Genomic DNA, 23836 nt, shown 5'->3' on the forward strand with positions numbered 1-23836 from the left:
TTATCACTTTCTAATCAAAGCCCCTATCTCCTTTTCAAAAGACTTCATCAGCCTGCTCATGGACTGATCAATGATTTTGTCGGTTAATGTTTTACTATTGTCCTGAAGATAAAAACTTAGCGCATAAGCTTTTTTCCCTGCATCAATTTTATCTCCCTGATATACATCAAATACACCAATATGCTTCAAAAGCTTGCCTCCAGCCTTTTCTGCTACTTTTTTAACCGTATCAAAAGAAACCTCTTTATCGATCACCAAAGATAAGTCTCTTCTCACTTCTGGGAATTTCGAAATCTCTTGATACTGTTTTAGACCACTGGCTTTCTTTAGCAAGTAATCCCAACGCAATTCCGCGAAAAACACTTCTTGCTTCACCTCTGCCAATTTGGTGATTTTTGATGATAGAACACCTACTTTCCCAATTTCTTTTTCTCCCAAGGTCAGCTTTAAGGCATACTCAAATGGTGCTTCATGGATGATCTCTACATTAGGCAAACTGATGTTCAACTTGTCCAAAAGACGCTCAACAATAGTGTAAAGATCAGGAAAACCAACAGGCTTGGAAGGTTCCAACCAGCTTTCTGCCGCCTTATCTCCAGTCAAAAACAAAGACAAGTGTTTTTCTTCTCTGTAACCTTCTTTCTCCTTGAAATAAGCTGTCCCAAATTCAAAGAGTTTCAGGTCCTTTTGCCTCCTATTGATATTGTGAGCCAATACCTCCAAACCTGTGAACAATAGGGTCTGTCTCATCACCCCTAGGTCTTCACTTAGCTTGTTGTAAATCTCCACATTCTCTTCAACGTTCAGGAATCCTGACTTCTCAGCATAGGATGGCTTGGTCAGGGAATTCGTCATAATCTCATGGAAGCCCATTCCTGAAAGCAGCTCAGAAGTTCTGTATTGCAACTTATTGGAGTCTTTTGCAGGGTGTTCTGCCAAGAAACCTGCTTCATAAGTTTCCGATAGCAGCACGTTTTCAAAGCCATAGATTCTGAGTACTTCTTCAATAATGTCTGCCTCCCTGGTTACATCGACCCTGTATGGCTTCACAATTGCTTTGAACCCTTCTTCTGACTCATTGGCAACTTTGATCTCCAAGTTTTCTAAAATCTCATTCACCAATTCCTTAGGGATATGCTTCCCAATCAATCGATCAATATGAGCATATTTCACATCGATCTCAAAGTCTGAAACTGGAACAGGGTACAGGTCAACTACCTCAGAGGTCACCTCACCACCAGCAATTTCCTTGATTAACATGGCAGCCCTTTTCAAGGCAAACAAAGGCATATTGGGATCTGTACCTCTCTCAAATCGGAAAGAAGCATCTGTTTTAAGACCATGAACTTGACTTCCTTTCCTAATCACATCCGGAGAGAAATAAGCACTCTCAAGAAAGATAGAAGTAGTCTGATCACTTACGCCAGAACCTTTACCTCCAAAAACCCCTGCAATGCATAAGCCATGGTTTTCATCACAAATCATCAATTCTTCACCTGTCAACTTCCTTTCCTTCTCGTCAAGAGTAACAAAAGGAGTATCCTTAGGCAACTTCTTCACTATAATCTTATCATTGGCAACTTGGTCCAAATCAAAAGCGTGTAAAGGCTGGCCCAAATCATGTAAAATAAAGTTGGTGATATCCACCACATTATTGATTGGTTCCAAGCCCAAAGCTTTCAAGTAGTTCTGTAACCAAGAAGGAGAAGGTTCTACCTTAATATTGGAAATTGTTAGACCTGCATACCGTGGACAGTCTTCAAAACTCTCCACTTCCACCTCTACAGACCGCGACGTATTATCTACCTTAAATGCACTTACGTCAGGCATAATGACATCTTTTTTCAACAAAGCCTTCAAGTCTCTGGCAACTCCTAAGTGTGAAGCAGCGTCAGCCCTGTTTGGTGTCAATCCAATTTCTAGGACATCCCCAACTTCTAGATCAAAATATTCGCTTGCAGGTGTACCGTTAGGTAAATCTGTATCCAAAACCATAATGCCATCATGGCTCTGACCTAACCCTAACTCATCTTCGGCACAGATCATCCCTTGAGAAACCTCTCCTCTAATTTTAGCTTTCTTAATCGTAAATGGCTCTCCCCTTTCTGGAGTCAATTCTGCTCCGACAGTAGCAACAACTACTTTTTGGCCTTTATCTACATTAGGAGCTCCACATACAATAGGTACGATCTCCCCACCAACATCCACCGTGGTGACTTTGAGTCTGTCGGCATTGGGATGAGGAACGCATGTCATGACTTCTCCAATCACCACACCACGAAGCCCACCTGGAATAGACTCAAATCGCTCTACTCCTTCTACTTCAAGGCCAGACTGAGTAAGCAACTCAGCTATTTTGTCGGTATCTTCATCAAAGGATATAAAATCTTTTAATCTATTTATAGCAACTTTCATGTATTCAAACTGATTTTATCGAATTAAGGAGCAAATTTAAGATAAATGCCAATGGCAGAAAGCTTATTCCTTGTAATTTTTCTCACCAGCCTCTATTGGGATAGTTAAAACATTTTCTTTGGGTGGAATAGGACAAGCAAAATCAGGGTTATAAGCGCAATATGGATTATAGGCTAAATTAAAATCAATGGTAATGGAATTCAGTCCATCCTGCCTCAAATTCAGGTACCTTCCTCCACCATAGGTTAGTCCACCGCTTGTCTCATCTGCAAAAGGCAAAAAGAAATTTTTCTTATCTACCTCATTAATTGACTGTAAAAGCAACAAACGCTGAGAGGTGCCTGCAATTTCAAACTCAGCATAACTATGCTTCAAATACCTTTCTTTTGAACCATCAGTCATGGGAATTTCCAACAACTCTTTGTTTTGTAGTGGCACCATTCGTGCCCGAACACGAAATTTCTCATCAATCGGAAAACAATTCAAAGAATCAAAAGACCTTTTCTGCACAGCTGTAAGAGGTGATTCATCATTAAATTTTAAAAACTTGAATTGCTTTTCCCGCTCACTCAACACACTCTCTTGATAACCTGCTGTACTTTCTCCTCCTGTAAACATGTATATAAAGGTTACCAAAACGACCAACCCAACTCCTGATAATAATAATTGTTTCTGTTTCATACTAGTTTCAAATCATTGCTTCATCGGCAAAGCTAAAATAGCTAACATCAGTGAAAATCAAATGATCAATCACAGGTAGTTCTAAATCCCTGCCTAAGCCGACCATTCTCTTGGTCAAGATTTCGTCTGCCCGTGATGGTTTTCGGTTCCCTGACGGATGATTATGTACCAGGATCATTGCTGAGGCTCCATGCTCTAGGCCAAGTTTAAAAATCACTTTCGGGTCAGCCACCGTACCGCTTTTGCCTCCCTTGCTGACAATTTCTTTTCGGATCACAAAATTAGCTCTATTCAGCAATACTACATAAAAATACTCAACTTGCTCATCCAATAGTTCCGGTCGCATCAAATCATAGACATCTTGCGAACCTGTTATTTTTGGCCTCTTCGGGGCATCCATTGCTTTCCTCCTCCTCCCCAGTTCCAAGGCACTTACAATCGAAATTGCCTTGGCCTCTCCTATACCTTTAAATTTCTGAAGGTCCTTTACACTAAGCCTTGCAAGATCTGCCAAATTGTTTCCAGCGCTTGAAAGAATATGCCTTGCCAAATCCACCGCACTCATTGACTTTGTCCCTGATCCAATTAAAATGGCGATTAACTCAGCATCTGCCAAAGACGACTTACCCTTTAACAACAATTTTTCTCTCGGACGGTCTTCCTCTGCCAAAGCAGAAATTTTTATTGATTGATAGCTCTCCATTGTTCAAAAAATAGCTTAAAAAAACTCAAAACTGATTAAAATAGAGACTTAAAATATTAAAAATCAAGCAATAAAAAAAGCCCTACTGATCACAGCAGGGCTTTCAAAGCTTATTAGGATTGCTTATCCTAAAGCATTAACGAACTTCGCTAAGCTTGATTTCTTGTTGGCAGCGTTATTTTTATGAATGATGTTCTTTTTAGCAAGCTTATCAATCATAGAAGAAACTTTCTTAAATAGCTCTTGCGCCTCAACTTTATCAGTAGTGTGTCTCAACTTCTTGATAAAAGTTCTTGTCGTCTTAGCCTGATATTTGTTTCTCAAACGCTTGGCTTCGTTTGCACGAATTCTTTTTAGAGCTGATTTGTGATTTGCCATATCTTATTTTTAACTTAAATTTCTTTATTTCTCCACTTCCCGTTAATAGGAGTGCAAAGTTAATTGTTTTATTTTTAATCACAAAAGGATTAATAAACTAAAGCCCAGAAAGTTTTTGATTTACACTAAATTTCAAACGATCTAAACCATAACCAACTACAAATGTAAGGAATTCCACTTTCTATTTTTATATAACCTGTAATAATTTTCATCATGAAACGTTTGACACTTTTTATTTTATTCCTCCTTATCGATTTTCAGAGTTTTGCCTTTTGGGGATTTTATGCCCACAAAAAGATCAATCAAACTGCTGTATTTTCACTCCCCTTAGAGATGCTGGGGTTCTACAAAGAAAACATCGCTTTCATTACCGAGAATGCGGTAAATCCAGATAAAAGAAGGTATGCGGTAAAAGGCGAAGCTGAAAAACACTACTTAGATGCTGACGTGTTTGGAGACAGTGCCGTTTATAAGCTTCCCAGGTATTGGGATGATGCCATAGCCAAATTTGGTGAAGACAGTTTAAGAAAATATGGGATAGCTCCATGGAATGTTTATTTTGTAAAAACACAGCTTACTAAAGCTTTCCAAGAAAAAAATGTAGCTTCCATACTTCGTCTTTCAGCGGATCTTGGCCATTACCTTGGTGACATTAATGTCCCACTCCACACTACTGAAAATTACAATGGACAACTTACAGGACAAGACGGCATCCATGGATTTTGGGAAAGCCGAATTCCTGAATTGATAGCCGAAGATTTTGATCTATTTGTTGGTCAGGCAGAATACATTCCGAACACCCAGCTTGCCGCTTGGGAAGCAATCATTCAATCACACCACGCCGTTGACAGCGTATTGCAGTTTGAAAAAGAACTAAGTCAAAAATTTCGGCAGGATAAAAAGTATAGCTTTGAAGAGCGGGGGAACATCAATACCAAAGTTTATTCAAAAGCTTTCACCAACGAATACAACTTGATGCTTTCAGGACAAGTGGAACGCCAAATGAAAAAATCGATCAAAATGGTAGCCGACTTTTGGTTCACCTGCTGGGTAGATGCAGGACAACCTGACCTCACCCTGTTCACTAAACAAAAAATTCAACCTGAACTTTCAGCGGACACGACCAAAGTTGATTCAAAACTAAAAATCAGAAACCACGAATACTAAAAAAGCCGCCTTTCGGTGAGGCGGCCATATCTTTCCTTACGTGTTCTTTTGATTGGCTTAGGCCGACTGAAGATAATACCTTATGCTATTAGCGATCCTAGTAAAAGTATCCCTAAACACATCTTCATTCTCTTCCAACAGCGTCACTCTAAAACCTCTTAAATTGGAGCAAAAAGAACTGACAGGCACTACACATATCCCTTCTGCTGCCAAAAGGTTATAGACAAAACGCTTATCATGAGGCATATCATCTTCTCTTAACCACTGATCCAAATATCCCTTCACTTGTAAGTCCTCAACAGGAAGAAATTGTCTCTCGTTTAACATGCTTTCATCAAAGACAATGGTATTGTAAAAAGCTCCCTTTGTTTTATTGAACTTAATTCCCGGAACTCCAGACAGCACTTCCTCCATAATCTTGCTCCTTTTACCAATGCGATCATTAGCTTCCCTTCTGTAAGATGCGTAATCAGGATGACTCATCACCTTAGGAATGGCCAGCTGAGGAAGCATTGTAGAACACACCTCAATCATCTTCGCATTTTCCAAGGTAGTGCAGAGCTTATTAAATTCTTCTGAGGCATCTTTATTATAAAATTCCATCCAACCACACCTAGAACCCGGCCACGGAAATTCTTTGGAAATTCCTTTCAATGATATTCCAGGAAGATCACCGATCACTTCTGACAAAGAAATCGCATCGTAGCCGTTGTAAGTAATATTTTGATAAATTTCATCAGCTATCAAAAGCAAATTAAACTCCCTGGCTATGGCCACAAATTTCTCCAACACCTCTCTTGGATAAACCATACCAGTTGGGTTATCCGGATTGATAATCAATAAACCTACAATATTAGGGTTGTATTTGACTTTATTGTATAGGTCATCCATGTCTGGATACCAATTGTTATCTGGATCCAACTTATAGGTTATTGGAAAGGAATTGGCATGCGCTGCTTCAGCAGAACTGTGGGTAGAATACGCTGGTGAAGGACCGATGATACGGGCAGTAGGAATTAAAAACTGATAAAGTTTGGCTATAGCATCTCCCAACCCATTAAAAAACAAAATATCCTCTGCGGTAATCTGAACACCATTTCTTTGGTTATTCAATCCCGCCAAAAACTCTCTTGTTTGCAACATCCCCTTAGAGTCAGCATATCCATAGGTTTTGTCCTCACTGACCAATCCCATTACAATTTCCTTCATCCACGCGGGAATAGTATTGCTCTTTTGGATAGGGTCTCCAATATTTTCCCAAGTGATCTTATGGCCCAAACGCTCGATCACTTTTGCCTTCTTAACTATGCCCCTGATCTCATAATTCAATTCATCAGCACCTGGGGCAAGCAAAATCTGTCTGATCATATCAATACCAATAATGCAATTCTAAAATTTCCGCCAAAGGTAGGGAAAATAAATCCCCCTACCTTGTTTTGGAACTAATAAAATTTGGTGTTTCAGACCAGTTACCAACTTTTAGTCAAATGACCTATTTCAGTTTTTTATATTTAATCCTTTTAGGAGCCACATCTCCCAATCGCTTCTTCTTGTTCTCCTCATAATCGGAAAAGTTCCCCTCAAACCAATACACTTGTGAATCCCCTTCAAAGGCCAAAATATGAGTACATATCCTATCCAAAAACCACCTATCGTGGGAGATTACCACAGCACAGCCCCCAAAGTTCTCCAATGCTTCTTCCAAAGACCTCAACGTATTTACATCCAAGTCATTGGTTGGTTCATCCAACAACAGTAAATTACCGTTTTCTTTCAAAGTAAGCGCCAAATGAACCCTGTTTCGCTCCCCGCCGGAAAGTACACCAACTTTCTTTTCCTGATCGGAGCCAGAAAAGTTAAACTTGCTCACATACGCCCTGGCATTCATTTCTCGATTTCCTAGCTTAATGTTCTCATTGCCTTCTGAAATAGTTTGGTAAACTGACTTTTGGGCATCTAGTGTATCATGCTCTTGATCAACATAGGCCAGCTGAACAGTTTCACCCACTTCAAAACTTCCGGAGTCAGGTATCTCATTACCAGTGATCAGCTTAAATAAAGTTGATTTACCCGCACCATTTGGACCAATAATCCCAACTATGCCCCCCTGAGGAAGTGCAAAACTTAAGTCTTCAAACAATAATTTATCTCCAAAAGATTTGGAAACACCATTAACTTCAATCACTTTCGCTCCCAACCTTGGCCCTGGTGGAATATAAAGCTCAAGCTTGGCTTCCCTCTCTTTAGCTTCTTCCCCTACCAATTTGTCATACGCATTCAAACGCGCCTTGCCTTTGGCCTGCTTGGCTTTTGGTGTCATTTTTATCCACTCCAGCTCTCTTTCAAGAGTCTTTTGTCTTTTGGATTCGGTTTTCTCTTCTTGGGCAAGTCGTTTTTGTTTCTGGTCTAACCAACTGCTATAGTTTCCTTTCCAAGGAATCCCTTCACCTCGATCAAGCTCCAATATCCATCCTGCAACATTGTCCAGAAAATACCTATCGTGAGTTACAGCTATTACCGTTCCTTTATACTGCTTCAAGTGTTGTTCAAGCCACAAAACAGATTCAGCATCCAAGTGGTTGGTAGGTTCATCCAGTAAAAGTACATCAGGCTCCTGTAACAATAACCTACAAAGTGCCACCCTTCTTTTCTCTCCACCTGACAAATTACCCACAATAGCTTCACTTGGTGGCAGCCTCAGGGCATCCATTGCTTTATCCAGAACCACATCAAGTTCCCAAGCATTGGCTGCATCCAGCTTTTCTTGTACTTCTCCTTGCCTTTCAATCAAGTCATTCATCGCATCAGGATCCTCCATTACAGCAGGATCCATAAATTTCTCATTGATCTCTTCGAAATCCTTCAGCAATTGAACTGTTTCGGCAACAGCCTCCTCTACGACTTCTTTTACTGTCTTTTCTGGATCCAACTGCGGCTCTTGCTCCAGCATCCCGACAGAGTATCCAGGCGACCAAACCACTTCTCCCTGAAACTCCGTATCCATGCCTGCAATGATCTTCAACAACGAGCTTTTCCCGGAACCATTAAGCCCTAGCACCCCTATTTTGGCTCCATAAAAAAAAGACAAATAAATATCTTTCAATACTTTCTTCTGTGGTGGGTAAATTTTAGACACCCCAGCCATTGAAAATATAATTTTCTCGTCACTCATATTTTTTGTATTTACCTAATGGTTATATTTATAGAAAGAACAAATATGGCAAATAATCGCCTTTCTTAGGATAAATGCATCTTAATTAATTAATTTGCAGAAAACAAGAATTAGCCGACTTACCACCAACCTATTGAATCGAGATGGAGCATCCATATGGATACATTAAAGAAGACAAAGTTTATTTAAAAGGTTTTTTAAATCAGGAAGATAGAGTGATCGGAGAAGTAAAAGAGAGCGAAGCTTCCACCATCAAGTATTTTGAAGAACGATTTGAACAGGCCAAGAAGAAAGTAACTGACCTCAAGCAAGACATAGAAGACAACCAAAACAAAGGTTCTTTTTTAATGAAGCTTATTCACTTGAGAGATGCATTGATGCAATATGACGCACTCGGTGACTTTGTGCCTCTAATAGAGGAATTGGACAAACTTGAGGAATACCTCAACGACATTATCCAAACAAACAGGGCCAGAAACCTGGAAATCAAAAAAGGACTAATCCTGGAAGCGGAAGAACTCAAAAACGACACCGATTGGAAAGAGACTTCCGAAAAGTTTAAGGATTTAAAATTAAGGTGGATAAAGACCGGTCCAGTCCCACCTGAATTGAAAGATGAAATCGAAGGAACTTTTCAGTCTGCTACAGATACTTTTTTCGAAAACAGGAAAAACTATTTTGAAGGCTTAGCTCTGCAAGCAGATGAAAACATCAAAGTTTACGAGCACCTGGTCCAACAGGCCCGTGACGCTTTTAATATGCAAGATGCCCGACAGGCCTTTGAGATCAGTAAGAAAATCCAAAAACAGTGGAAAGAATCTGGAAAAGTGCCTGCTGAAAGAAGGCAGCCGCTGTGGGATGAATTTTCGAAACTGAACAACAGGATATTCAGTCGATATAAAAGGACCGTCCAGCAAAATAAATCAAGGCCTCCAATGCTCCGCCCTTATGAAATTGTAAAAAAACTGGAGCAATTGGCAGACAATATGAGAACACTTTCTTTAGGTGCAACAACGCCTGAGAAACTCTCAAAAGCCAAACGTCTGCAGGCGGAATGGAAAACATTACCTCCCAAAAAACCTAGAGAAGCACAACAATACTCTCGCTTGTTCGTCTTCTTTACTGATATAGTATTTGAGAAATCTTTCTTGCACAAACTAGCAAGGTCCAAGTTCGACAACTTCCACGAAATGGAAGAACATGAACAAAATCAGGTAAAAATCAATATCATGAAAGACCTGATCGTAAGAGATGAAAAAGAACTCAGTACAGTAAAAGAAAACTCAGAGAAATTCCGTTCTCAAGAGAGCGATTTCGAAACAATTTTATATAGAAAAATAGGTGCTTATAAAAGGAAGCTTGAAGTAAAAAATCATATTTTGAAGGAACTTTCAAACAAATAATTGGTTAGAGTTTTAAAACTTAAAAGATTTTATATTTTTGCTTTCCCGTGCACAACGGAAAAACTTAAAATGTTGACACTATGTATTGGACTTTAGAACTAGCATCTTACTTAGAAGATGCGCCGTGGCCAGCTACTAAAGACGAATTGATCGATTACGCTATTCGTACAGGTACACCTCTTGAGGTGGTTGAAAATCTCCAAGAATTGGAAGATGATGGAGAACCTTATGAAAACATCGAAGAGATCTGGCCAGATTATCCAACAAAAGATGACTTCTTCTTCAATGAAGATGAATATTAAAAAGAGCCCTTTATAAAGGGCTCTTTTTGCTTTAAACTCCCAGTACTGACTTTAGCTTATTCATACCTGATCTACTTACAGGAATCACCTCACCCCCTCTTAATCGGACTATGTGCCCATCTTTTTCATAGGGTTCGATTCTTGATATTTCAGAAACCTTTACTAGATAGGATCGATGTACTCGGACAAATAATTTCGGATCCAAAACTGACTCAAAAAACTTTAACGTCTTGTTTTTCAGATACTTTTGGTTTAACAAATAGATATTCACATAATCATCGTTGGCTTCAAAATATTTAACTTCCTTAACAGGAACAACCTTAATCTCTCCCTTTTCCTTCAACACTATTCGACTGGCAAACTCTTCTCCCACCGAGTGATGACTGGACAACAAATTATCAATTTCTGAACTTGCTCCGCGCTGAAGGAACTTGCCTATAGCTTGGGCAAAACGCTCTTTGGAGAAGGGCTTCAAAAGGTAATCTACGGCATGTGCATCAAATGCTTTCATAGCATAAGCATCAAACGCCGTAGTAAAAATGACACCTGGAGGCTTATCTAAGAGTTCCAACATTTCAAAACCGGTAATTTTGGGCATTTGAACATCCAAAAAAATCAAGTCAGGAGCAAACTCTTGAATGGCCTTTAACCCTTGAAAACCATCTAAACAAACCTTAACAACCTCAAAGTTAGGATAGTCTTCTAAATACTCTTCAACAAGTTGCCCAGCTAATGGTTCATCATCAATTATTACAGTTTTGATCATAGGTAATTGGAATTCTTAAACTAACTCTAAATAAATCATCAGATTTACTTACACTAAGTAAATCATTTCTTCCAAACAAAAGATAAACTCTCCTTTTAACGGACTCCAAGCCAAAGCCCTCCCCTTTTTCATTCACTGCGTTGGGGTCGTATGGATTGGAAATCTTTACTTCTAAGTATCCTTTCACTTTAGCCACATGCACTTGAATCATGACTTCTTCCAACTGTCCGTAAACACCGTGTTTCACGGCATTCTCCAACAAGGGCTGAATCAAAAGCGGTGGAACCATCAATGGGCAAGCCTCCTCTTCCACTTCAAACTCTACTTCCAGCCGATGACCAAACCTAACTTTCTCAATTTTCAAAAAAAGTTTAAGGTAATTGGTTTCTTCTTCTACCGTAACCCATTCCATATCATTTTTTCGGATGGTTCCCCGCAGAAACTCCGAAAGCTGCAAAATCATTTCTCGAGCTTGTTCTGGCTGTCTCTTGACCAAGGCATTCACTGAATTCAAGCTGTTAAACAGAAAGTGTGGCTGCAATTGCTGACGCAAGTGATACAGTTCTGCTTCTTTGGACAGCCGCTCCATTGTCTCGGATCGTTTTCTAACTTCCAATTGATCTTCAAGCTGTCCTCCTACAACCAAAATTGCAGTATACATTCCCAATACAATCAAAACTATTACAGCCCTGATAACCAAGGAATCATTTAGAAAATCAAGATAGGCCAAATCAAATTTGACAAAGTATTTGAGCACCATACTAGCAGCAAAGACCACAAAAATATCCAGCACCAATGGAAGCCCAACCAACAACCAAGTATTACTTTTTTGAGGCTGGTAAAACCTAAAGATATTTTCAAGGAGCATCACCCCTCCAGATGCCAAGCCAGTAAAAACAATGCTATCTAAAAAACTGGTCTTTAAATCCCAGCCATAATATGTTATCAAATAGGCTATACCGACAATCACCAGGAATACAAAAATCAAAATTTTGAGCCATCCCTGATCAGAGGTTTTCAGTAGCCTGGTTATCATACTAAGCTTTACTTAAAAGGATTTTACTTCAAGACCACCAAATAGTACGGTTCCATTGATAACCAGAACCTTCCCTGTTTCTTCACCAGACTTAGGGTACATTCGTTTGTCTTCAACTCCGGCAAAAATATTGGTCACTCCCATTTTTAATTCCCAATGAGGTGGCATCAATAATTTCACTCCACCAAAAGCCACTTCGACATTCAAAACGGCATTATCAGCCAAGTCAGCTTGGGTAAGGTCGATTTCAGTTCCTCCAAAAAAAGCGGATACTTTGCCCCCTTTAAAGTTTTTAGACATCACCCTTTTTTGGATACCACAAAACAAGGCCTGTGAATTCACCATATCCTTTTGTTCTGTTTGGAATTCTGCAGAGTCAGCATGCCCAAAACTGGTATCTGACATAAATGTTTCTCCTTTCCCTGTACTCTTCCCTTCTTCACTAGTCCCTGAGGAACTCCCTCCTGAAAATCCACTCCAATTATTAAAATCCTGAAACTTATTCTGCTTTTTGGTAGCCAAAAGGAAAATACCTAGAATAATTAAGCCAATCGGTATCAGGTAAGGTTCTATACCAAATGGAATATTCAACTCATTTTTAACAAGGAAAAACCCTCCAAAAAGCAGCATGAAAGCTCCAAAACCACTTTGGAAATTATGCTTGGCCAAAGAGATAACACCTATGGCCACAAAAATCATTGGCCAAGAGAATATCCAGTCTGGAATAAAAATGTCCATCTTACGAAGCAGCAAGAACAAGCCTATTGCCAGCACAATCAAACCGGTAGTTACCCTACCTCCATCTCCATTTCCGTATTTTCTTTTCATAGCATTATAGTTTAGCAGATTGTCAACATAACAACCATGAACCAAAACTACTTCAACTTATGAAATTTTCAGAAACCAATTAGGTCATCCCACTCAAAAAATCGGTAAATCGACAAATTTAATCGGTAAAAGTCAGGGCTTGCTTTTTTGAATCAGAAACTCAGCATAATCCATATCCTCAGGTGTGGTAATCTTAATGTTCTCCGCATTGCCCGCTATCAGGCTTACTTGCCAGCCTTGATGCTCATAGACTGTTGCATCATCTGTAAAATGATGAAGTTCAGTTACGTTAAAAGCTTGTCTAATTTTACCTAAGTTAAAAGTCTGGGGTGTTTGGACCAACCTGAAATATTGCCGCTCCTGGTAAAAAGACCTGTTCTCATCGGTCAATTTCCTGATAGAGTCTTTTAGTGGAACTACAGCAATACCACTTCCGGTCCGTTCTGCTTCTACAAAACTATTCCCAATAACCTCTTTACTCACAAAGGGCCTCACCCCATCATGAATAGCCACCAAACCATCGTTCCAATCAATCGCTCCTAACCCATTCTTCACCGACTGGAACCTAGATTTTCCTCCTGCCACCACCTGATGAGGCACTTGAAAATCAAACCTAGATTTAAGTTCTTCCCAAAATGAAAAATCATTTTCAGGTATAACCAGAATTAAGTCAAGAGATTGATCAAACTTGTAAAATATTTCCAAAGTATGCATTAAAACAGGCTTATCACCTATTTCCAAATACTGCTTCGGTATTGGCGTCCCCATTCTGGTGCCCCTTCCCCCTGCTACAATTATCGCTGCTTTGTTCATAAAACTCGTTTAGCTTGACGCTGCAAAAGTAGGTATTATAAAAGAAGATTATATATTGGTAATGTTATCCTTAGGTAAAAATATTATAATAAAAAAGGCTCTAAATAGAGCCTTTTTTATTATATGATTAACATTGCATCTCCATAAGAGAAGAACTTGTATTTTTCTTTAACTGCTTCCTGATAAGCTTTCATAATCAAATCGTAGCCTCCAAATGCCGCAGTGGTCATCAACAAAGTTGATTCGGGCATATGGAAATTGGTGATCAAAGCATTGGCGATCTTAAAGTCATATGGCGGGATGATGAACTTATCAGTCCATCCGCTGGAAGCCTTCAATCTATTATTAGCAGTTACTGAGGATTCGACCGTCTTCAACGAGGTGGTACCTACGGAAACAACCCTTTTCTTATTGTCCAAAGCTTTATTAACCAATTCAACGGTAGGCTCAGGAATATCATAATTCTCAGAATCCATTTTGTGCTTTGTCAAATCTTCTACGTCCACCTGACGGAAAGTTCCTAAACCAATATGAAGCGTAATAGGGCTTACCTCCACACCTTTGATTTCAAGTCTTTTTAACAAATGGGGAGTAAAGTGCAAACCTGCAGTAGGGGCAGCCACAGCACCAACATGCTCTGCATATATTGTCTGATAGCGCTCTCTATCTTCTTCTTCTACCTTACGCTCAATGTATTCCTTCAATATCGGAGTCTCACCAAGTGCATCAATGGTTTTGTAGAATTCCTCATCAGTTCCATCAAACAAAAATCTGATGGTTCTACCTCTGGAAGTAGTATTATCAATTACTTCAGCCACCAAATCACTATCTCCAAAATAAAGCTTATTGCCTACTCGGATTTTTCTCGCTGGATCTACCAAAACATCCCAAAGCCTCAGTTCTTGATTAAGTTCTCTTAATAAGAACACTTCGATTTTCGCCCCGGTTTTCTCCTTGTTGCCATATAACCTAGCGGGAAAAACTTTGGTATTATTCGTTACAAAAACATCTCCTTCATCAAAATATTCAATAATGTCCTTGAAAATCCTGTGCTCTATTTCACCAGTGTCTTTGTGGACTACCATCAACCGAGATTCATCACGGTTTTCAGAAGGATATAAAGAAATGAGTTTTTTAGGAACTTCGAATTTGAAATCTGATAATTTCATATATAATTTTATAGAAATATGATTGAATATTTTGATTTACGATATGGTCGTAAAAACTGCAAAGTTAATAAGAATTATAGCTAAAACTACCTATATTGTCAATAGTTTTTAAACAAAATTTATCAGGTGATTATTTTCAGACTTATTTGGGAGAGTTTTAGGTTTGCCCTTCAGGCCCTAAAATCTAATCTGACACGTACCATCCTGTCCCTGCTTGGCGTGACCATAGGTATATTCGCCATCATTGCGGTTTTCACTTTAGTGGATTCTTTGGAGAAAAACATCAAGTCAAGTTTTTCTTTCTTGGGAACCAATGTAGTCCGAGTTGACCGGTTTCCTTTTGCAGCAGGAGGAGGAGAATATCCTTGGTGGAAATATTTCAGAAGGCCTCCTGGAAACTATAACGAATTTTTGTTTTTGGAGGAGCGCATGAAAAATGCAGAAGCCATTACCATTTCCGCTTCAGCCAATACCACCATTAAAAGAGGTAGCAGTTCCTTTGGGGGAGCCAATCTTCAGGGCGTGGTCTTTAACCATAAAGAGGTATATGACATCCCTGTAGTTGAAGGTAGATTTTTTACTGAATTGGAAATTTCCGCAGCAAGAAATGTCACTGTTATAGGTGCAAAGATAGCTCAAACACTCTTTCAAGGAGATGACAACATTATTGGCAAAGAAGTAAAAATCAAAGGGCAAAAGTTTATTGTCATTGGCCTTCTAGAAGAAGAGGGAGAAGGACTCTTTGATATGCCTTCTAAAGATGACGCTTGTCTCATTCCATTTGGCACATTTGGCAAGATGTATTACATGGGAAGATGGGGAGTAGAACCCACCATTGCTGCCAAAGGCTACGATGATGACAAAAACCTGGTCGCCTTAGAGAATGAAATGACTGGATTACTAAGGGCTAAACGTGGCCTAAAACCTATAGAAGAAGACAACTTTGCCTTAAACAAATCGGAGTTTATTCAAAATGCCATTGGAGCGATCTTCGATGTGATCAGTATCGCTGGGGCTGTCATTGGGGGATTTTCCATTCTGGTAGGAGGATTCGGTATCGCCAATATCATGTTTGTTTCAGTAAGAGAACGAACCAATATCATTGGAATCCAAAAATCCCTTGGAGCTAAAAATTATTTCATTTTACTGCAATTTCTTTTTGAGTCTACCTTCCTAAGTCTTTTTGGTGGATTGGCCGGTTTGCTACTGGTTTTCGCCATAACATTTATACCTCTTGGGGCATTGGAAGTGTTTCTATCGGCCAAAAACATCATTTTAGGACTTGGCCTGAGCTCCACAATAGGAATGCTTTCTGGCTCGATCCCTGCAGGGATGGCTGCTAAAATGGATCCGGTTGAAGCCATCAGAAGTAATTAAGCACAAAAAAAGGGAAGACATCGATGCCTTCCCTTTTAGTTTTTTATTTTAACTTTCGATTAGTCTTCAGCTACTTCCTCTACTACACCGTTCAGACCAGATTTAGCTTTGATCTTATTCTCAAGTTCTTCCATCAATTCTGGATTATCCAACAGCAAGTTTTTCACAGCATCTCTACCTTGGCCTAATTTATTACCTTCGTAAGAGAACCAAGACCCTGCCTTTTTGATAATATCAAACTCCACGCCCAAATCAATAATTTCTCCAACTTTGGAAATCCCTTGACCATACATAATGTCAAATTCAACCACCTTAAAAGGAGGTGCTACTTTGTTCTTTACCACCTTCACTTTAGTACGGTTACCTAGGATATTATCAGCACTTTCTTTGATTTGACCAATTCTTCTGATATCCAACCTCACTGAAGCATAAAATTTCAGGGCATTACCACCAGTAGTAGTTTCAGGGCTTCCGAACATGACTCCAATCTTATCCCTTAACTGGTTAATAAAGATACATGCGCATCCTGTTTTATTGATCGCACCTGTCAGCTTTCTGAGTGCCTGAGACATCAACCTTGCCTGAAGTCCCATTTTGCTATCTCCCATTTCTCCTTCCAACTCCCCTTTCGGCACCAACGCCGCAACAGAGTCAATCACAATAATATCAATTGCTCCAGAACGGATCAAATGTTCAGCAATCTCCAAAGCTTGCTCACCATTGTCAGGCTGGGAAATCAATAGGTTTTCTGTATCAATGCCCAGCTTTTCTGCATAAATCTTATCGAAAGCATGCTCGGCATCGATGATAGCAGCCAAGCCGCCTTTTTTCTGAGCTTCAGCAATGCAGTGCATGGCCAAGGTAGTTTTACCGGAAGATTCAGGGCCATAAACCTCAATGATCCTTCCTTTTGGAATACCACCTACTCCCAAGGCCAGGTCAAGGCCCAAAGAACCTGTCGAAATTGAAGGAATATCTATAACGGTATTGTCACTCAGCTTCATAACAGTCCCCTTTCCATAAGTCTTTTCCAACTTATCAATGGTTAGCTGAAGTGCTTTTAATTTTTCAGTATTTTCGCTCATAAATCAATAGGTAGAAACTTGGTAAGTAAATATTATGTGAAAGTAAACATTCGCATCCTGAATATCAACTTTAGCTACAACCATTGTTTTATAATGTCGTTTTATTAATTTAGGAATTTGTATTAATAGGTCACTGTCAGTTTGGTATAACTTTTGAACACGGATTCTCAAAGTAACATCCATTATATGTCCTTTCCATTAAGATTATTTTTCATTTTAAACCTACTCTCTTTTGCCTGTTCAGCGCAGCTAATGGCCCAAACGGAAAGTAAGCCTTACAAAAAAGGAGAAGAACTTACTTTTAAAGTAAAGTACCTTTTTTTTAATGCAGCAGAAGCCAAAATGATTATTGACAGTGAGATCCATCAAATCAACAATCGCCCTGCTTATAAAATAGATGTTTATGGAAAAACACTAAGTATCTTCAGTATTTTTAAAGTAAAGGACAACTGGGGCACTCTGATGGACACTACCCAAAACATCCCTTACCGATCTTACAGGCACATTGAAGAAGGCGGATATAGAAAACATGAAGTGATCGATTTTGACCATGACCAAAAAACCGCTACAGTCAAACTTTATGACAAGGAAAACCGAAAATTAACAAAAACTACTGAGCATGATATCTCTCCAGAAATCCAAGATATAGTCAGTGGTTTTTATTACATGCGTCATTTGGATTTGGAGAAACTGAACAAAGGAGATATCATTTCCATAAAAGGCTTCTTTGACGAAAAAACATATAACTTAAAGTTAATATTTGAAGGAAAAGATAAAATTTCCACAAAGCTGGGAAAGTTTGACACTTTTGTTGTCTCTCCAATTATGCCCAGTAATAAACTTTTCAGTGGAGAAAATCCAATTAAAATGTGGATTACGGATGATAGGAACCGAATTCCGGTAAAAATAGAAGCAGACCTGATCGTGGGAGCACTTAACATGGAAATCACAGAAGCCAAAAATTTACGAAACAAATAATTGATCTATTGTTAACATTAATTTAACAAAAATATCAATTAGCGAAATTTTATATGGACGATAACCGCTTTTTTAAATCATGAAGCTATTTCTTTTCATAGTTTTTCTAAATTAGCGGTGTTTTTAAGCAATCAACAAACTGGCAAAGTCAAATGAGTGACAAACCAAAAATCAAAGTTCTGGTAGTAGATGACGAACCAGATATTATTGAAATCTTAACCTACAACCTTGAAAAAGAGGGTTATGAAGTAGCATCCGCTAATGATGGCATCAAAGCTGTACAAACTGCCATAAAATTCAAGCCTGATGTCATTCTATTGGACATCATGATGCCTAACCAAGACGGTGTAGAAACCTGTAGGCAAATCCGGGACCTGGAAGAGCTCAAAAACACATTTGTAATATTCCTTACCGCAAGATCGGAAGAGTATTCAGAGGTGGCTGCTTTTGATGTAGGGGCTGATGACTATATCACCAAACCTATCAAACCAAGAGCTTTGGTAAGTAGAATCTCCGCCTTGTTTAGAAGAGAGTCCAAAAAAGAGCAAGAAGTCTCCCAAATCAAAATCAAAGACCTAACTATCGATAGAAGTAGTTTCACTATTGATAAAGGAGGCAAGACCATCACCCTTCCAAAGAAAGAGTTTGAGCTATTGTATTTCTTGGCAAAAAATCCTAACATGGTATTCAGCCGGGATGAATTGCTTCAGAATATCTGGGGAGCAGATGTATTTGTTTTGGCCAGAACAGTTGATGTTCACATCAGAAAAGTGAGAGAAAAAATAGGAGAAAACTATATTACTACTGTAAAAGGCGTAGGATATAAGTTTGACAATAATTAAAGTATGCTTACAACTTCCAGGGGAATCTCCCTAGTATTGGCTTTTGCTATATCTGCCCTTACTGTCGCATTCCTCTCTTTATTGGATGATGCGACCCCAATGCTACTTACAGTAGCCTGGGGTCTTACGCTTGCCATTTCCTATATCCTTATTAACATCACCCTAGAGTTTCTAATTTTTAAGGAAATCAGCAATATTTATTCAGTATTAGAAAAGATCCAAAAGAAAGACCTTAGCGGAGTAGCAGAAAAACCCAAAAAGAGTTCCATCTCTCCTCTTAGAAAAATAAACAGTACGATCAACTCCTACGCTATTGCAAAAAATAAGGAAATCGAGACCTTACAGCGAAATGCAGCATTTAGAAGAGAATTCATTGCTGACATCTCCCATGAATTGAAAACACCTATTTTTGCTGCTCAGGGCTATGTGCACACCTTGCTTGATGGTGCCGTGGAAGATGTCAAAGTAAGAGATAAATTCCTAAAAAGAGCTGCCAAAAGTCTCAATGCCCTTGATAAACTAGTCCAGGATTTACTTACCCTCAACCAGATGGAGAGCGGAGTGGTTAAATTCCATTTTGAAGTATTTAGCATGGTAGACCTAATTGAGGAAGTAATTGAAGAATTGGAGCACAAGGCAGAAAAGAGGCATATCAACATCAGGTTTACATACAATTCTGACAAAAACTTCATGACCAATGCGGACAAGGATAAGATCTACAGAGTCTGCCAGAACCTTATTTCCAATGCCATCAAATACAACCACGAAGGCGGTGAAGCTCATATTTCACTAAATTCGTCCAAAAACACGTTGACTGTAGACATCAAAGATAATGGCCTTGGAATCCCTGCCGAGGACATCAAAAGAATTTTTGAGCGCTTCTATAGAGTGGACAAAAGTCGATCGAGGGAAATGGGAGGCACAGGGCTTGGTTTAGCCATTGTTAAACATATCCTAGAAGGCCATAAGAGTAAAATATCTGTTTCTTCCACCATTGGAAAGGGTTCTCTATTTAGTTTTTCACTTCCTCTCCATAAGGCAAAGAAAGATTGAAGAAACAATAAAAGTCCTTATACAATATTTTATTCTGATTAGACTTTATAAATCTATTATTTTTACCTACTTTTGCACATTGATTTGAAAGGTGTAAGCACGGCTATATGAAAAAAGTAGATTTTGAAGACCTTATTCTGTTTCAAAACGAAGACTATATAGTCATTAATAAACCGCCATACTTATCGACCTTAGACGATAGGCATGAAAGACAAAACATCCTTCATTTGGCCAAGAGTCACACTCCAGATGCCCAGGTGTGTCACAGACTGGACAAAGAAACTTCAGGATGTTTGGTAATAGCGAAAAACCCGGAGGCATATAGAAATATTGCCATCCAATTTGAAAACAGAAAGGTAGAAAAAGTCTACCATGCCGTAGTGGACGGGATTCATGAATATGAAAACCAGCTTGTGGACCGAAATCTGGTAGCAACCAATAATGGAATTGCAAAAATCAGCATGAAGGGAAAACCAGCCACCACTTACTTCAACACATTAAAAACCTATTATGCTCATTCTTTGATTGAGTGTAAACCAGTGACAGGAAGGCTTCACCAAATCAGGATACATTTATCCTACTTGAACTCCCCGATCTGTGGTGATGAGATGTACGGAGGCAAGAACTTATACCTATCAGATCTCAAAAGACGATTTAACCTTAAAAAAGGCACAGAAGAGCTTCCAATTATGCAGCGGGTTTCACTGCACGCCTATTCGATAGCCTTTGAGGGACTGGACGGAAACATGATCAATGTATCAGCTCCTTACCCCAAAGACTACGCAGTATTGATTAAGCAACTGGAAAAGAATGCTTAAGGCCAAAAAAAGCCTTAACCACCTTATCAATCCTTTCTTCAATACTGAAAACTTTCACAGGGAAACGAATTGAAATTTCGCTATCCTCGTGAAAATTAGGCAGTAAACCTCCGGATATTTTGCATATGTTTGGAAATCCTCATATCTTTGTGTCCCTTTTTGAGGGTGAAATGTATTTAACAAGCTAATAATTAAACATTTACACAGTGGATACTTTAAGCTATAAGACCGTATCAGCAAACAGTGCTACAGTACAAAAGAACTGGGTAATAGTGGACGCCCAAGCTCAAGTACTAGGTAGATTTGCAAGTGAGGTAGCGAAAATTCTAAGAGGAAAAAACAAGCCTAGCTTTACTCCTCATGCAGACTGCGGAGACAATGTAATTGTCATCAATGCAGACAAAATCAGGTTAACCGGTAAGAAGTGGGATGAGAAAGTATATGTTCGTCACACAGGTTTTCCAGGTGGTCAAAGAATCTCTACTCCTAAATTATTAAAGGAGAAGTCTTCTGCAATTCTTATCGAAAAAGCAGTAAAAGGTATGTTGCCTAAAAACAGACTAGGGAACAAGTTGTATACCAATCTTTATGTGTATGAAGGTGCTGAGCATCCTCATGAAGCACAACAACCAAAAGAAATTAAATTATAATTTGATCATTCCATGGAAGTTATCAATACAATCGGTAGAAGAAAAACATCTGTTGCAAGGATCTATATGAAGCCGGGCAAAGGTGAAATCACTGTAAATAACAGAAGCATTGAATCTTATTTCCCGTTTGACCTGCACCAGATTGTAGTTAAGCAGCCTCTTACTTTGGTAAACGAAGCAGAAGCTTACGACATCAAAATCAATGTAGACGGTGGAGGAATCAAAGGTCAGGCAGAAGCAGCTAGAATGGCTATTTCAAGAGCACTTTGTGAAATCAACGAAGAGCACAGACCTGCCTTGAAAAAAGAAGGATTCCTTACTCGTGACCCAAGAATGGTTGAACGTAAGAAACCAGGACGTAGAAAAGCTAGAAGAAGATTCCAGTTCTCTAAACGTTAATCTGGACCATACTCAGATATTATTAAAACATACATATTTAAATGGCTAAAATCGAATATAAAGACTTACTGGATGCTGGTGTTCACTTTGGACACTTAACAAGAAAGTGGGATCCTAGAATGGCGCCGTACATCTTCATGGAGAAGAACGGTATCCACATTATTGATCTAAACAAAACGCTCGTTTGCCTTGAAGAAGCATCCAACGCAATCAAGCAGATCGTTCGCTCTGGCAAAAAAATCATGTTCGTGGCTACTAAGAAGCAAGCTAAAGACTTGGTAGCTGAAGAAGCGGCAAGATTGAAAATGCCTTTCGTTACTGAAAGATGGTTAGGTGGTATGATGACTAACTTTGCCACTATTAGAAAGTCATTGAAGAAGATGTCTTCCATCGATAAATTGATGAAAGAAGAGTCTTATACAAGCCTAGCAAAAAGAGAGCGCTTGATGATTACAAGACAGCGTCAAAAATTGGAAAACGTATTGGGTGGTATTGCTGACCTAACCCGTCTTCCTGCTGCGCTTTTTGTAGTTGATATCAAAAGAGAACACATCGCGATTGCCGAAGCTAAAAAGCTTGGTATTCCTGTATTCGCATTGGTAGATACAAACTCAAACCCAGGTGAAGTTGACTTCCCTATCCCTGCCAATGACGATGCATTTAAATCCATTTCATTATTGGTAAAGGCTGTTGGCGCTGCTATCGAGGAAGGTCTTTCAGAAAGAAAGAAAGACAAGGAAGAGGCTAAACTCTCAGAGGAAGAAGAAGCAAAAAAAGCTGCTGACGCGGAAACCAAAGAGTAATCCACTATGATTTAATAATAACAGAAAATTGAACATACGGTAAATTACCTATGTTCAATTTTTTTGTTATTGCCTATTCGTTTCAGCTTTGCTAGAATCTTGAAACGAAACGTTTTAATAAAAGTCATCATCACTATTAAAAATATCAAACAATGGCTATTACTGCACAAGAGGTAAACAAACTAAGACAAATGACCGGCGCCGGTATGATGGACTGTAAAAAGGCCCTTACTGAAGCTGAAGGAGATTTTGAAAAAGCGGTTGATATCTTAAGGAAAAAAGGACAAAAAGTATCTGCTTCCCGTGCTGATCGTGAAACTAAAGAGGGTGTGGTAGTTACTAACGTAAGTGCCGACAAATCTCAAGGTGTGCTTTTGACCCTTACTTGTGAAACTGACTTCGTTGCTAAAAATGAAGAATTCGTAGCTTTCGCAAACGCTATTCTTGACTTAGCAGTAGAAAAAGGTGCTACTAGTAAAGAAGAAATTATTGGCTTACCATTTGAAAGCATCACTGTAGGTGAGAAAATCATCGAAATGACTGGTAAAATTGGTGAGAAAATTGAAATCAGCAACTTCGTAGTAGTGAATGGTGAGGCTGTTGTTCCTTACATCCACTCTAATGGTAAATTGGGCGTATTGGTTGCCCTTAAAAACGTTGGTGGAGCTGATGTGGAAGAAGCAGGTAAAGACGTTGCGATGCAAATCGCTGCAATGAGCCCTGTTGCTGTTGATAAAGACGGCGTGGATGCTTCTACAGTAGAAAGAGAAATTGCTGTTGGTAAAGAGCAAGCTCTAGCAGAAGGAAAGCCTGAAGCAATGATCGAAAAAATTGCTATGGGTAAATTGAACAAATTCTACAAAGAAAACACTTTGTTGAGCCAAGCTTTCGTAAAAGATAGCAGCAAAAGTGTATCTCAATACCTAGACAGTGTTTCTAAAGGTCTTACAGTAGTAGACTTCAAGAGAATATCTATCGGATAATTCTTTCCGAAAAAT

At 39.1% G+C, this 23836-nt stretch carries 24 protein-coding genes; 12 read left to right on the forward strand and 12 right to left on the reverse strand.

Going from position 1 to position 23836, the window contains the following annotated elements:
• Positions 1–3 precede the first annotated feature (3 nt).
• The 4 genes from pheT to rpsT all read right to left on the reverse strand — a co-directional run bounded on the left by pheT (position 4) and on the right by rpsT (position 4177).
• The gene (gene pheT / locus JL001_RS00115) at positions 4–2415 is read right to left on the reverse strand and encodes a phenylalanine--tRNA ligase subunit beta (protein WP_200974155.1); all 2412 of its coding nucleotides are present in this window, start codon (positions 2413–2415) and stop codon (positions 4–6) included.
• A 63-nt stretch (positions 2416–2478) separates the two neighbouring features.
• Entirely contained in the window at positions 2479–3096 is a 618-nt protein-coding gene (locus JL001_RS00120; protein ID WP_200974156.1) for a DUF1684 domain-containing protein, read from the reverse strand.
• Positions 3097–3103: 7 nt separating this feature from the next.
• Positions 3104–3799, reverse strand: coding sequence for a DNA repair protein RadC (gene radC / locus JL001_RS00125; RefSeq protein WP_200974157.1), 696 nt, complete (start codon positions 3797–3799; stop codon positions 3104–3106).
• A gap of 123 nt (positions 3800–3922) precedes the next feature.
• Positions 3923–4177 carry a 30S ribosomal protein S20 gene (gene rpsT / locus JL001_RS00130; protein ID WP_015263901.1) on the reverse strand — a complete coding sequence of 85 codons (255 nt, stop codon included), beginning with the start codon at positions 4175–4177 and terminating at the stop codon, positions 3923–3925.
• 213 nt (positions 4178–4390) lie between these two features.
• On the opposite strand from rpsT, the gene JL001_RS00135 reads away from it, so the two are divergent.
• Positions 4391–5344, forward strand: a complete 954-nt coding sequence (locus tag JL001_RS00135; RefSeq protein WP_200974158.1) for a zinc dependent phospholipase C family protein — start codon at positions 4391–4393, stop codon at positions 5342–5344.
• A gap of 57 nt (positions 5345–5401) precedes the next feature.
• Here JL001_RS00135 and JL001_RS00140 read toward each other — a convergent pair whose 3' ends face one another.
• Both JL001_RS00140 and ettA read right to left on the reverse strand, forming a co-directional pair.
• Positions 5402–6709, reverse strand: coding sequence for a pyridoxal phosphate-dependent aminotransferase (locus JL001_RS00140; protein WP_200980259.1), 1308 nt, complete (start codon positions 6707–6709; stop codon positions 5402–5404).
• 127 nt (positions 6710–6836) lie between these two features.
• A complete protein-coding gene (ettA, locus tag JL001_RS00145; protein ID WP_200974159.1) occupies positions 6837–8516 on the reverse strand; it encodes an energy-dependent translational throttle protein EttA in 1680 nt (559 codons plus the stop codon).
• A 143-nt stretch (positions 8517–8659) separates the two neighbouring features.
• Here ettA and JL001_RS00150 point away from each other — a divergent pair, with 143 nt between their 5' ends.
• Positions 8660–9919: a DUF349 domain-containing protein gene (locus JL001_RS00150; protein WP_200974160.1), complete on the forward strand. Its 1260-nt coding sequence runs from the start codon at positions 8660–8662 to the stop codon at positions 9917–9919.
• An 80-nt stretch (positions 9920–9999) separates the two neighbouring features.
• Positions 10000–10221: a DUF2795 domain-containing protein gene (locus JL001_RS00155; protein ID WP_015263907.1), complete on the forward strand. Its 222-nt coding sequence runs from the start codon at positions 10000–10002 to the stop codon at positions 10219–10221.
• Between the two features lie 31 nt (positions 10222–10252).
• On the opposite strand, the gene JL001_RS00160 is transcribed toward JL001_RS00155, so the two are convergent.
• From JL001_RS00160 to queA, 5 genes are all read right to left on the reverse strand, one after another.
• Positions 10253–10987, reverse strand: coding sequence for a LytTR family DNA-binding domain-containing protein (locus JL001_RS00160; RefSeq protein WP_200974161.1), 735 nt, complete (start codon positions 10985–10987; stop codon positions 10253–10255).
• Positions 10965–12023, reverse strand: a complete 1059-nt coding sequence (locus JL001_RS00165; protein ID WP_200974162.1) for a sensor histidine kinase — start codon at positions 12021–12023, stop codon at positions 10965–10967. Before JL001_RS00165 ends, JL001_RS00160 begins: the two co-directional genes overlap by 23 nt.
• A 12-nt stretch (positions 12024–12035) precedes the next feature.
• A complete protein-coding gene (locus JL001_RS00170) occupies positions 12036–12851 on the reverse strand; it encodes a LiaI-LiaF-like domain-containing protein (protein ID WP_200974163.1) in 816 nt (271 codons plus the stop codon).
• Positions 12852–12983: 132 nt separating this feature from the next.
• Positions 12984–13664 carry a 2-C-methyl-D-erythritol 4-phosphate cytidylyltransferase gene (locus tag JL001_RS00175; RefSeq protein WP_200974164.1) on the reverse strand — a complete coding sequence of 227 codons (681 nt, stop codon included), beginning with the start codon at positions 13662–13664 and terminating at the stop codon, positions 12984–12986.
• A 119-nt stretch (positions 13665–13783) separates the two neighbouring features.
• Positions 13784–14833 (reverse strand): tRNA preQ1(34) S-adenosylmethionine ribosyltransferase-isomerase QueA, encoded by a 1050-nt coding sequence (gene queA / locus JL001_RS00180; RefSeq protein WP_200974165.1) that lies wholly within the window; start codon positions 14831–14833, stop codon positions 13784–13786.
• Positions 14834–14959: 126 nt separating this feature from the next.
• On the opposite strand from queA, the gene JL001_RS00185 reads away from it, so the two are divergent.
• Positions 14960–16210, forward strand: a complete 1251-nt coding sequence (locus JL001_RS00185) for an ABC transporter permease (protein ID WP_200974166.1) — start codon at positions 14960–14962, stop codon at positions 16208–16210.
• Between the two features lie 59 nt (positions 16211–16269).
• Here JL001_RS00185 and recA read toward each other — a convergent pair whose 3' ends face one another.
• The gene (gene recA, locus JL001_RS00190; RefSeq protein ID WP_200974167.1) at positions 16270–17295 is read right to left on the reverse strand and encodes a recombinase RecA; all 1026 of its coding nucleotides are present in this window, start codon (positions 17293–17295) and stop codon (positions 16270–16272) included.
• 186 nt (positions 17296–17481) lie between these two features.
• Between recA and JL001_RS00195 the strand changes: the two genes are divergently transcribed.
• The 8 genes from JL001_RS00195 (at position 17482) to tsf (ending at position 23821) form a co-directional block, all read left to right on the forward strand.
• A complete protein-coding gene (locus tag JL001_RS00195; RefSeq protein WP_200974168.1) occupies positions 17482–18273 on the forward strand; it encodes a DUF3108 domain-containing protein in 792 nt (263 codons plus the stop codon).
• 152 nt (positions 18274–18425) lie between these two features.
• Entirely contained in the window at positions 18426–19115 is a 690-nt protein-coding gene (locus tag JL001_RS00200) for a response regulator transcription factor (RefSeq protein ID WP_200974169.1), read from the forward strand.
• Between the two features lie 3 nt (positions 19116–19118).
• Positions 19119–20168 carry a cell wall metabolism sensor histidine kinase WalK gene (locus JL001_RS00205; protein WP_200974170.1) on the forward strand — a complete coding sequence of 350 codons (1050 nt, stop codon included), beginning with the start codon at positions 19119–19121 and terminating at the stop codon, positions 20166–20168.
• A 107-nt stretch (positions 20169–20275) separates the two neighbouring features.
• Positions 20276–20986, forward strand: coding sequence for an RluA family pseudouridine synthase (locus JL001_RS00210; RefSeq protein WP_200974171.1), 711 nt, complete (start codon positions 20276–20278; stop codon positions 20984–20986).
• A gap of 206 nt (positions 20987–21192) precedes the next feature.
• Positions 21193–21636: a 50S ribosomal protein L13 gene (rplM, locus tag JL001_RS00215; RefSeq protein ID WP_192012036.1), complete on the forward strand. Its 444-nt coding sequence runs from the start codon at positions 21193–21195 to the stop codon at positions 21634–21636.
• Positions 21637–21648: 12 nt separating this feature from the next.
• Positions 21649–22035 carry a 30S ribosomal protein S9 gene (gene rpsI / locus JL001_RS00220; RefSeq protein WP_192012035.1) on the forward strand — a complete coding sequence of 129 codons (387 nt, stop codon included), beginning with the start codon at positions 21649–21651 and terminating at the stop codon, positions 22033–22035.
• A gap of 41 nt (positions 22036–22076) precedes the next feature.
• A complete protein-coding gene (gene rpsB / locus JL001_RS00225) occupies positions 22077–22838 on the forward strand; it encodes a 30S ribosomal protein S2 (protein ID WP_192012034.1) in 762 nt (253 codons plus the stop codon).
• A 152-nt stretch (positions 22839–22990) separates the two neighbouring features.
• On the forward strand, positions 22991–23821 hold the full coding sequence (gene tsf / locus JL001_RS00230) for a translation elongation factor Ts (protein WP_192012033.1): 831 nt from the start codon (positions 22991–22993) through the stop codon (positions 23819–23821).
• Positions 23822–23836 lie beyond the last annotated feature (15 nt).

Origin of the sequence: Echinicola sp. 20G, assembly GCF_015533855.1 — a bacterium.
Lineage (GTDB): Bacteria > Bacteroidota > Bacteroidia > Cytophagales > Cyclobacteriaceae > Echinicola.

What these genes read in the sequence shown, in the direction of transcription:
- tsf (WP_192012033.1), top strand. Translation starts at nt 22,991, where the DNA reads ATGGCTATTACTGCACAAGAGGTAAACAAACTAAGACAAATGACCGGC.
- JL001_RS00135 (WP_200974158.1), top strand. Translation starts at nt 4,391, where the DNA reads ATGAAACGTTTGACACTTTTTATTTTATTCCTCCTTATCGATTTTCAG.
- recA (WP_200974167.1), bottom strand. Translation starts at nt 17,295, where the DNA reads ATGAGCGAAAATACTGAAAAATTAAAAGCACTTCAGCTAACCATTGAT.
- JL001_RS00160 (WP_200974161.1), bottom strand. Translation starts at nt 10,987, where the DNA reads ATGATCAAAACTGTAATAATTGATGATGAACCATTAGCTGGGCAACTT.
- JL001_RS00120 (WP_200974156.1), bottom strand. Translation starts at nt 3,096, where the DNA reads ATGAAACAGAAACAATTATTATTATCAGGAGTTGGGTTGGTCGTTTTG.
- JL001_RS00150 (WP_200974160.1), top strand. Translation starts at nt 8,660, where the DNA reads ATGGAGCATCCATATGGATACATTAAAGAAGACAAAGTTTATTTAAAA.
- rpsI (WP_192012035.1), top strand. Translation starts at nt 21,649, where the DNA reads ATGGAAGTTATCAATACAATCGGTAGAAGAAAAACATCTGTTGCAAGG.
- rpsB (WP_192012034.1), top strand. Translation starts at nt 22,077, where the DNA reads ATGGCTAAAATCGAATATAAAGACTTACTGGATGCTGGTGTTCACTTT.
- JL001_RS00205 (WP_200974170.1), top strand. Translation starts at nt 19,119, where the DNA reads ATGCTTACAACTTCCAGGGGAATCTCCCTAGTATTGGCTTTTGCTATA.
- JL001_RS00195 (WP_200974168.1), top strand. Translation starts at nt 17,482, where the DNA reads ATGTCCTTTCCATTAAGATTATTTTTCATTTTAAACCTACTCTCTTTT.
- rpsT (WP_015263901.1), bottom strand. Translation starts at nt 4,177, where the DNA reads ATGGCAAATCACAAATCAGCTCTAAAAAGAATTCGTGCAAACGAAGCC.
- JL001_RS00170 (WP_200974163.1), bottom strand. Translation starts at nt 12,851, where the DNA reads ATGAAAAGAAAATACGGAAATGGAGATGGAGGTAGGGTAACTACCGGT.
- JL001_RS00210 (WP_200974171.1), top strand. Translation starts at nt 20,276, where the DNA reads ATGAAAAAAGTAGATTTTGAAGACCTTATTCTGTTTCAAAACGAAGAC.
- queA (WP_200974165.1), bottom strand. Translation starts at nt 14,833, where the DNA reads ATGAAATTATCAGATTTCAAATTCGAAGTTCCTAAAAAACTCATTTCT.
- JL001_RS00175 (WP_200974164.1), bottom strand. Translation starts at nt 13,664, where the DNA reads ATGAACAAAGCAGCGATAATTGTAGCAGGGGGAAGGGGCACCAGAATG.
- pheT (WP_200974155.1), bottom strand. Translation starts at nt 2,415, where the DNA reads ATGAAAGTTGCTATAAATAGATTAAAAGATTTTATATCCTTTGATGAA.
- radC (WP_200974157.1), bottom strand. Translation starts at nt 3,799, where the DNA reads ATGGAGAGCTATCAATCAATAAAAATTTCTGCTTTGGCAGAGGAAGAC.
- JL001_RS00200 (WP_200974169.1), top strand. Translation starts at nt 18,426, where the DNA reads ATGAGTGACAAACCAAAAATCAAAGTTCTGGTAGTAGATGACGAACCA.
- ettA (WP_200974159.1), bottom strand. Translation starts at nt 8,516, where the DNA reads ATGAGTGACGAGAAAATTATATTTTCAATGGCTGGGGTGTCTAAAATT.
- JL001_RS00165 (WP_200974162.1), bottom strand. Translation starts at nt 12,023, where the DNA reads ATGATAACCAGGCTACTGAAAACCTCTGATCAGGGATGGCTCAAAATT.
- JL001_RS00155 (WP_015263907.1), top strand. Translation starts at nt 10,000, where the DNA reads ATGTATTGGACTTTAGAACTAGCATCTTACTTAGAAGATGCGCCGTGG.